The sequence below is a fragment of the Candidatus Magnetaquicoccus inordinatus genome, from assembly GCF_004217665.1.
Taxonomy (GTDB): Bacteria; Pseudomonadota; Magnetococcia; order Magnetococcales; family Magnetaquicoccaceae; genus Magnetaquicoccus; species Magnetaquicoccus inordinatus.
Genome location: NZ_RXIU01000028.1, coordinates 7,873 through 16,718 on the forward strand (window position 1 = coordinate 7,873; position 8,846 = coordinate 16,718).

Below are 8,846 nucleotides of genomic sequence, written 5' to 3' on the forward strand. Positions count from 1 at the left end.
CCTCATATCCCTTGCGTGCTTTGGTCATCAGCGAAAGATCAGGAGGAACCACACCAAAAGATTCCTTGGCGGCAACAGGATCCATACTGGAGGTCAGAGCATCCTTTTTGGTGCGTCCAACACCCTCAGCCAAGCTTTTTACTTCCAGTTCGCTAAAACCCAACTGGCGCAGTTGATCAAATTTGATATATTTGATCGAATGACAAGTAAGACAGGATTGTACCGCAACCTGGGCGCCGCGCTTGAGGGCTGCCTGATCAAACTGTCCAAATACGCCCAGGAATGACCAGGGTTGCTTCGGTGGCATAGCCGCACCACTGGAAGCTTGTGCTGTACCAGGAATGACCGTTGTGGCCAGAGTTGCGGCGATAACCAAAGCCGCTGCACTACGCATGATTTGGCCTACCCGCTTGCCCACGGAACGAAATCCGATAACTTCCAAACAATTCATGGTTCGTGCTCCCCTTAGATGCTCTTGGGTACGGGTTGGTGCTTCTCGATATCGAAGGCTGTAATCGCCCACAACAAGAAGAAATAGCCAAAATAGATGGCCGTACAGGTCCGGCCCACGATGATCAATGGCAAAGCACCATCAAAAATTGCTGCGTCTGCAGGATTGTAGCCTACCCAACCCAAGATCAAGCAATCCACGAAAAAGATCCAGAACAACTGTCTGCTGAGCGGACGATAACGGAAAGAACGTACCGGAGAGCGATCCAGAAAAGGCAGGATAAAAAGAATCATGATCGATCCTACCATGGCCAACACACCTGCCAATTTGCTGAACGAACCCAGAAAATCAATGGAGCGCAGAATGGCATAAAAGGGGAGAAAATACCATTCCGGGACGATATGAGCTGGGGTCTGCATCGGGTTGGCCGGGATATAGTTGTCCGGTTCCAGGAAAAAGTTGGGTGCATAAAAGACAAAGGCACAGAAAATGATCATGAAAATGCCATACCCATACAGATCCTTGATCGTGTAGTAGGGATGGAAAGGCAGTGTGTCTTTTTCATCATGCAGGTCAATGCCAACTGGATTGTTGGAATGGACCGCATGCAGCGCCCACAAATGCACAATCACGACACCAAAAATCACCAGCGGCAGCAAAAAGTGCAAGGCAAAAAAGCGGTTCAGGGTGGGGTCACCGACCGCGAATCCACCCCAAATCCATACCACCAGATCTTCACCGATAAAGGGAATGGCGCTCATCAGATTGGTGATCACCGCTGCCCCCCAGTAGGACATCTGACCCCAGGGAAGAACATAGCCCATGAAGGCGGTACCCATCATCATGAAAAAGATGATGATGCCAAACCACCAGAGAATCTCGCGCGGCTTGCGATAGGAGCCATAATACATACCACGCAAAATGTGGATGTAGACCACCATGAAAAAGAAAGATGCCCCATTGGCATGCGCATAGCGCAACAGCCAGCCAAAATTGACATCACGCATGATGTGTTCCACCACATCAAAGGATTGATTGGCATCTGCTTTATAGTGCATGGCCAAAAACAAACCTGTGGCAATCATGATAATCAAAACCAGCAAGGCCAGTGAACCAAAGTTCCACCAGTAATTCAGGTTTTTTGGTGTTGGATACTCCGTTGCCTGGCTTTTCAGCAACTCAGTGACGGGCAGACGCTCATCTACCCACTCCATAATCTTCGACACGGGAAAACTCTCCTTGGTTTTCTGTTGGGTTGGTAGCAGGCCACTACTGGCCCATGACCCGATTGGTTATCAGACTTTACCGATCACCAGCGTTTTCTCGTCCTTGAACTCGTAATAGGGGACCGGCAGATTTGCCGGTGCTGGCCCCTGACGAATACGGCCCGAAGTATCATAGTGCGAGCCATGGCAAGGACAAAGAAAACCACCATAGTTGCCGGTACCAATCGGCTGTGGCACACAACCCAAATGGGTGCACAGAGCTAATAATACCAAATATTCAGGCTTTTTAGCCCGGTCGGCATCCTTTGCCGGATCCGGTAACGCCTCGCTATCGGCCTTGCGTGCCGCTTCAATTTGTGCTGGCGTGCGCCGCAGCACAAATACCGGTTTACCCTGCCACGGTACCGTGATCATCTGTCCTGGTGCCAACCCGCTGACATCCACTTCAGTGGTGGCCTGGGAAAGCACGTCTGCAGACGGGCTCCAGGATTTTACAAATGGCCATGCGGCACCCGCTACGCCTGCCGCTCCGACGGCACCGGTTGCCAGGGTCAAAAAGTCCCGGCGGCTTTCATCTGATTCTGTAACCATGCCTCTTCCAACCTCCACTAGGGAAACCAAGGGGTGTACGCGAATGCGTCACAATGCACTACTTTATGTGACAAATATCAACAACGATCCAATTAATTTGTGACCATATCAGTTTCTATCAGAGTCCGCTAATATTTCAAATCCACCGGGGGTTCGTCAACCGTTTTCATACACGAATTTTCACGTTTGGTATAGATTTTTCTTACCTCTTAGCTTCGGGTCAGCTTCTTGCTTGCCAGATAAGGAATCTCTGATTGTGAATAGCCTATTGCATGTGATTTTATATCAACCGGAGATCCCACCCAACACCGGGAATATCGTCCGTTTATGTGCAGCCAGTGGCTCTGTGTTGCACTTGATTGGGCCCTTGGGATTTCGTTTGGATGCGGCGGCTGTACGTCGCGCCGGCATGGATTATCGTGAGTGGGCAGAGGTGCGTCGTTGGGATGACTGGTCGCACTATTTGACCGCACATCCTCCCGAGAGTCGTCTTTTTGCCGTCTCGACCCACGCCACACGGTTCTATAACGATTGGCGCTACCAGCCAGGTGACCGCTTTCTCTTCGGTTCAGAGAGTGCCGGCTTGCCCAGCTCTCTGCGACACAGCTTTGCCGAAAGCCTGATCCGCATTCCGATGGTGTCGCAAGCGCGCAGCTTGAATTTGGCCAACAGCGTCAGCATCGTTCTCTATGAAGCATTGCGGCAATTAGCATTTCCTGAGTGCGTGTGATGGTTTATCTGGTGTATTATCTGCAAAATTTTCCTATAAAATTATGATAAACCAAATATTGTACAGTTAAAAAATATTTATCGAAAAAAGAATAAAAAATTTTTTGATGCAGTGCGGTTGACGCGGACCGCTCAACATGCTACACAATTCCAACGTGAGCGTTTCAGAGCACCGTAAAAAAATTTTCACATTTGTCAAAACTTGGTGTCACTCGCATGCTTGAGAACTATTTTCCCATATTGCTCCTTTTGGCTGTGGCACTGGCAACCGCTGTCGTCATGATGGCCGGCTCCTTTCTGGTGGGACCGAAACGCAACTATGCCGAAAAAGTTGCCCAGTATGAGTGTGGATTTGCCCCGATCAGTCGGGTACGTCTGCCATTTGATGTCCGCTTTTACCTGCTCAGCATCCTGTTCGTGGTGTTTGACATTGAAGCCGCCTTTTTGTTCCCCTGGGCAGTAGCATTTAAAGATATTGGTCTGACCGGCTTGGTGGAGATGTTTCTCTTCCTCTTCGTGCTTCTGGTCGGATATGCCTACATTTGGAAAAAAGGAGCTCTGGAATGGGAGTGATCGAAGAGGTTCGGCAAGAGGTGGCAGAGCGCGGATATCTGCTGGCTTCCGCCGATAAATTGGTCAACTGGGCCCGCACCTGCTCCATGTGGCCGATGACCTTCGGTTTGGCCTGTTGTGCAGTGGAGATGATGCATGCCGGGGCCAGTCGTTATGATTTGGACCGTTTTGGTATCGTCTTTCGCGGCTCACCACGCCAGTCGGATGTCATGATTGTGGCCGGAACCCTGACCCATAAAATGGCTCCCGCCTTGCGCAAACTTTATGACCAAATGCCGGAACCCCGTTGGGTGATCTCCATGGGTTCCTGTGCCAACGGCGGCGGCTATTATCACCATGGCTATTCCGTGGTGCGTGGCTGTGACACAATTGTCCCTGTGGATATCTTTATCCCCGGATGCCCGCCCACCGCAGAGGCTTTTCTCTATGGCATTCTGCAACTGCATAAAAAAATCCATCGCACCCATACTGTCTACAGCGGTTGGGGTGTCAATGGTGTGACCCAAACCCGGAACGTGCGGACCTGATCATGGAAAAATTGGATCATTTGGAGCAATTGCTCGCCGAACGCTTAGCCCATATTGAACGGCAACGTCTGCCCGATGCTGTCGTGCTGCATGTGACACCAGAAACCTTGGTGGCAACTATGCTTTTGTTGCGCGATGATCCCCAACTGGATTGCAAACAGATGATCGATCTGGCCGGTGTGCACTATCCAGAACGGGAAAAAGCCTTTGAGATTGTCTATCAATTGCTGTCCGTTCATAAAAATCATCGCTTGCGTGTCAAGCTGGCTGTCGATGAGCAGACACCCGTGCCCTCCGTGACCTCAGTATGGTGGTGTGCCGACTGGTTTGAACGGGAGGCTTATGAGATGTTCGGTATCCTCTTTACCGGTCACCCCGATCTGCGTCGCCTGCTCACCGATTATGATTTTGAAGGCTTCCCCTTGCGCAAAGATTATCCGTTGAGCGGCCTGAGTGAAGTGCGCTATGACCCGGCACAGAAACGGGTGATTCGTCAACCGATTCAGATGGTGCATCCCAACCGGGAGCCCTATCCAGTCAATCCGGCGTAGAGAGTGGTGGCGATGACTGAACAGAAGGAGTTTCAGAACTATACCGTCAACTTTGGTCCGCAGCATCCGGCAGCACATGGCGTGTTGCGTCTGCTGCTGGATCTGGATGGCGAAGTGGTAGAACGAGCCGATCCCCATATCGGCTTTCTGCACCGTGGCACCGAAAAGCTGCTGGAGCATAAAACCTACCTGCAAGGTGTTCCCTATTTTGATCGCCTGGACTATATGTCCATGATGTCTGAAGAGCATACCTGGGTTTTGGCGGTTGAAAAACTGCTTGGTATCCAGGCTCCAGAACGGGCGCAATATATTCGGGTGATCTTTGCCGAGTTGACCCGCATTCTGAACCACCTGCTTTTCCTGGGTGCCCATGGTCTTGATGTGGGCGCCATGACCATGTTCATCTATGCTTTCCGCGAGCGGGAAGAGATTTTTGATATGTATGAGGCGGCCTCAGGAGCGCGCATGCACGCTGCCTATTTCCGCCCTGGTGGTGTAGCCCGCGATTTGCCGGAAGGGTTGGCCGAACGGATCAAGGATTTTACCGACTCTTTTCCCAGCAAAATCGATGAATATGAGACGTTGCTGACCGATAACCGCATCTGGAAGCAGCGTTTGGTGGATATCGGCGTGGTGACTCCCCAAGAGGCCCTGGATATGGGCTTTGCCGGACCTATGTTGCGTGCCTCCGGTTTTGCCTGGGATCTGCGCAAGGCTGAACCCTATGATGCTTATGATCGGGTCGAGTTTGATATTCCGGTCGGCAAAAATGGCGATAGTTATGATCGCTATCTGGTGCGTGTCGATGAGATTCGCCAAAGCAACCGTATTATTCGCCAATGTTTGGAGCAGATGAAGCCTGGTCCGGTGCGCTATGAGGATTTTAAGATTTCACCGCCATATCGCAAAGAGATGCAGCGCGACATGGAGTCGCTGATTCATCATTTCAAACTCTTTTCGGAAGGGTTCAAGGTTCCGCCCGGTGAGGTCTATCTTGCTACCGAATCTCCCAAAGGGGAGTTCGGGGTGTATATCATCTCCCATGGCGAAAACAAACCCTATCGGGTAAAAATTCGGGCAGCGGGTTATAACCATTTGCAGGCCGTGAAACGTATGGCCTTGGGACATATGCTCGCTGATGTAACCACCTTGGTCGGGACGATCGATATAGTCTTCGGTGAGATCGACCGGTAACATTGACCACCTAGTAACGGGCAAGCAGGTTTCATGAGCGAATTGCAGAAAAGTTCCAGTGGGGTGCCTCCCCGCTTTTCCGAGGAGGCTATGCGCCAGGTTGAGGTGATCTTTCAACGCTATCCAGCGGATCGCCGTGATTCTGCCGTGATGCCGGTTCTGCATCTGGCACAAAAAGAGTTCGGTGGCTGGCTCTCCCAGGAGGCGCTGGATTATGTGGCCGAAGTGGTGGGAATGCCGCCCATCCGGGTATATGAGGTGGCTACCTTTTATACCATGTATAATCTTAAACCGGTCGGTACCTATCATGTGCAGGTGTGTACCAATATCTCCTGCTGGCTGTGTGCCTCCGATGAGATTGTCCGGGCTTTGCAAAACAAGTTGCAGTTGTCGTTCGGCGAATCCAGCAAAGATGGCCGCTTTACCTTGAGTGAGGTGGAGTGTCTGGGGGCCTGTGTCAATGCCCCGATGCTGCAGATCAACGATGACTATTATGAAAATTTGACCCCGGCCAAGGTGTCGGAGATCATCGATCAGTTGCCCTGAATACGAGCGAACCTCCATGACGAAGATTGTCTATAAACACATTCACCTGGAGAACAGCCATACCCTGGCGGTCTATAAGTCAGTTGGTGGCTACCAGGCCCTGGAGAAGGCCCTTACCTTGTCGGGAGATGACATCATTGATGAAGTCAAACGATCGGGTATTCGTGGGCGTGGTGGCGCCGGCTTTCCGGCGGGACTAAAATGGTCCTTTATCCCCAAGGATGATCGGGCCAAATATCTGGTCTGTAACGCCGATGAGGGTGAACCGGGAACCTGTAAAGATCGTGATATTTTGCGCTATGTCCCGCACCAGTTGATCGAAGGGATGATTATCGCCGGATATGCGGTGCGCGCCGAACGGGGTTATATCTATATTCGTGGTGAATTTTATCGCGAAGCGGAACGGCTACAGGCCGCCATCGACGAAGCCTATGCAGCCGGTTATCTTGGCGACAATGTCATGGGTCGCGGAATACGTTTTGATCTGGCGGTGCATCGTGGCGGTGGTGCCTATGTCTGCGGTGAAGAGACCGGTTTGATCGAGTCGCTGGAAGGCAAAAAGGGTCAACCGCGCTTGAAACCACCCTTTCCCGCCAACATCGGACTTTATGGCGGTCCCACAGTGATCAATAATGTGGAGACCCTGACCTCAGTGCCCGACATCATTATGAATGGTGGCGCCTGGTACAGTAGCCTGGGTGTAGATAAATCAACCGGAACCAAGGTGTTCGCCGTCTCTGGGCATGTCAATAAGCCCGGCAACTATGAGGTGGAGCTGGGCATTCCCTTGAAAGTTTTGTTGGAAGAGTATGCGGGCGGTGTCCGTGGTGGTTGGGACAATCTGAAGGGTGTTATTCCGGGAGGGGCTTCTTCTCCGGTTTTCACCAAAACAGTCTGCGAAACCATTACCATGGATTATGATGCCATTGGTAAAGCTGGCAGCATGTTGGGATCGGGAGCGGTGATCGTGATGGATCGTTCCGTCTGTATTGTGCGCGCCATTGCCCGCCTCTCCCGTTTTTATCGCCATGAATCCTGCGGTCAATGTTCACCCTGTCGGGAAGGAACCGGCTGGTTGTCGCAGATCATGCAACGTATTGAGCAAGGAAAAGGGGTGCGCGGCGACATCGATCTGTTATTGAGCGTCGCTGGTAATATCCAGGGTAAGACCATCTGTGCCTTGGGTGATGCCGCCGCCATGCCGGTAGTAGGGGCAATCCGGGCATTCCGGGAGGAGTTTGAATACCACGTGGAGCATGGTCGCTGCATGGTGGCCTGAGCCATATTGTATAGAAAAGGTCTTTGGAGCAAGCCGAAACGATGCCTACTCTGATCATCGACGGGAAGGAAATCAGTGTTCAGCCCGGTGCCACCATCATGGAGGCAGCCCGTCTGCTGGGCGTGTATATTCCGCATTTTTGCTATCATCCGCAGCTTTCCATTGCCGGAAACTGTCGCATGTGCTTGGTCGAAGTGGAAAAGATGCCCAGGCCGGTCGTCTCCTGCGCCATGCCAGTCAGCGAAGGGATGGTGGTTAAAACCGACTCCGAAATGGTACGCAAGGGTCGCCAGGCGGTGATGGAGTTTTTGCTGATCAACCATCCACTGGATTGCCCTGTGTGCGACCAGGGTGGCGAGTGCTCATTGCAGGATTTGGCCATGAAGTATGGTCCAGACCGCTCTCGCTATTATGAGCAAAAACGGCATGCCCACGATTATGATCTCGGTCCGCTGCTGGAAACAGAGATGAACCGGTGCATTCACTGCACCCGCTGCATCCGTTTCACCGATGAGATTGCTGGTGCCCCGGAAATGGGAGCGGTTTATCGAGGCGACCATATGCAGGTTGGTCCCTATAGCTCGCGCCCACTCTCCTCCGAACTGACCGGCAACTTGGCAGAGATTTGTCCAGTGGGAGCACTGAACAATAAGCCCTTCCATTTCCAAGCCAGAGGCTGGGAGCTGAAGAAGAGCGACGGTATCTGTGCACACTGTGCGGTTGGCTGTCATCAACGTATCGATCATCTGAATAATGAAGTCAAACGGGTGATGTCGCGTCGTTGCCTGGAGATCAATCAAACCTGGTTGTGTGATAAAGGACGGTTTGCCTACGATGGTTTGACCCGCAATCGTTTGGAACAGCCGATGATTCGCTCGGAAGAGAGCAATCAGTTGGTCCCGGCCTCTTGGGCTGCGGCATTGGATCGGGCTGCAGAGTTGCTCAAACACTTTAAGCCAGAAGAGGTGGCCGGTTTGGCCTCGGAAGCAGGACAAGGGGCTGAAGAGCTCTATGCTTTCCAGGATTTTCTGCGCAACGTGGTTGGGACAGCCCATCTGGATCATCGTCTGCGTCAGCGAGATTTTTCAGCCGATGAGATGCCGCTGACCCGTGCCGACCTCTCCATGAATACCCCATTGAGCCAAATGGGCAAAGCAGATCTTATCCTTTTGATCGGTT

General features: G+C 51.9%; 11 protein-coding genes. 8 read left to right on the plus strand and 3 right to left on the minus strand.

Annotation, left to right across the window (positions count from 1 at the left end; genetic code table 11):
* The 3 genes from EJP87_RS04035 to petA all read right to left on the minus strand — a co-directional run.
* A partial coding sequence (locus EJP87_RS04035; protein ID WP_227657444.1) for a cytochrome c1 occupies positions 1 to 451 on the minus strand: 451 nt, incomplete at its 3' end.
* Between the two features lie 14 nt (positions 452 to 465).
* Complete coding sequence (locus tag EJP87_RS04040; RefSeq protein ID WP_130470595.1) at positions 466 to 1,665, minus strand: cytochrome b; 1,200 nt, start codon at positions 1,663 to 1,665, stop codon at positions 466 to 468.
* A gap of 81 nt (positions 1,666 to 1,746) precedes the next feature.
* Entirely contained in the window at positions 1,747 to 2,268 is a 522-nt protein-coding gene (gene petA, locus EJP87_RS04045) for a ubiquinol-cytochrome c reductase iron-sulfur subunit (RefSeq protein ID WP_130470582.1), read from the minus strand.
* A 253-nt stretch (positions 2,269 to 2,521) separates the two neighbouring features.
* On the opposite strand from petA, the gene EJP87_RS04050 reads away from it, so the two are divergent.
* The 8 genes from EJP87_RS04050 to nuoG all read left to right on the plus strand — a co-directional run.
* Entirely contained in the window at positions 2,522 to 2,998 is a 477-nt protein-coding gene (locus EJP87_RS04050; protein ID WP_130470596.1) for a tRNA (cytidine(34)-2'-O)-methyltransferase, read from the plus strand.
* 215 nt (positions 2,999 to 3,213) lie between these two features.
* Entirely contained in the window at positions 3,214 to 3,570 is a 357-nt protein-coding gene (locus EJP87_RS04055; protein ID WP_130470583.1) for an NADH-quinone oxidoreductase subunit A, read from the plus strand.
* Positions 3,561 to 4,097, plus strand: a complete 537-nt coding sequence (locus EJP87_RS04060) for a NuoB/complex I 20 kDa subunit family protein (RefSeq protein ID WP_130470584.1) — start codon at positions 3,561 to 3,563, stop codon at positions 4,095 to 4,097. The genes EJP87_RS04055 and EJP87_RS04060 overlap by 10 nt, the downstream gene beginning before the upstream one ends.
* Before the next feature lie 2 nt (positions 4,098 to 4,099).
* Positions 4,100 to 4,648 carry a complex I 30 kDa subunit family protein gene (locus EJP87_RS04065; RefSeq protein ID WP_130470585.1) on the plus strand — a complete coding sequence of 183 codons (549 nt, stop codon included), beginning with the start codon at positions 4,100 to 4,102 and terminating at the stop codon, positions 4,646 to 4,648.
* Between the two features lie 12 nt (positions 4,649 to 4,660).
* Positions 4,661 to 5,842, plus strand: coding sequence for an NADH-quinone oxidoreductase subunit D (locus tag EJP87_RS04070; protein ID WP_130470586.1), 1,182 nt, complete (start codon positions 4,661 to 4,663; stop codon positions 5,840 to 5,842).
* Between the two features lie 33 nt (positions 5,843 to 5,875).
* Complete coding sequence (gene nuoE / locus EJP87_RS04075; RefSeq protein ID WP_130470587.1) at positions 5,876 to 6,388, plus strand: NADH-quinone oxidoreductase subunit NuoE; 513 nt, start codon at positions 5,876 to 5,878, stop codon at positions 6,386 to 6,388.
* A 16-nt stretch (positions 6,389 to 6,404) separates the two neighbouring features.
* Positions 6,405 to 7,667: an NADH-quinone oxidoreductase subunit NuoF gene (nuoF, locus tag EJP87_RS04080; RefSeq protein ID WP_130470588.1), complete on the plus strand. Its 1,263-nt coding sequence runs from the start codon at positions 6,405 to 6,407 to the stop codon at positions 7,665 to 7,667.
* Between the two features lie 41 nt (positions 7,668 to 7,708).
* On the plus strand, positions 7,709 to 8,846 hold a 1,138-nt coding region (nuoG, locus tag EJP87_RS17640; protein WP_193771125.1), incomplete at its 3' end, for an NADH-quinone oxidoreductase subunit NuoG.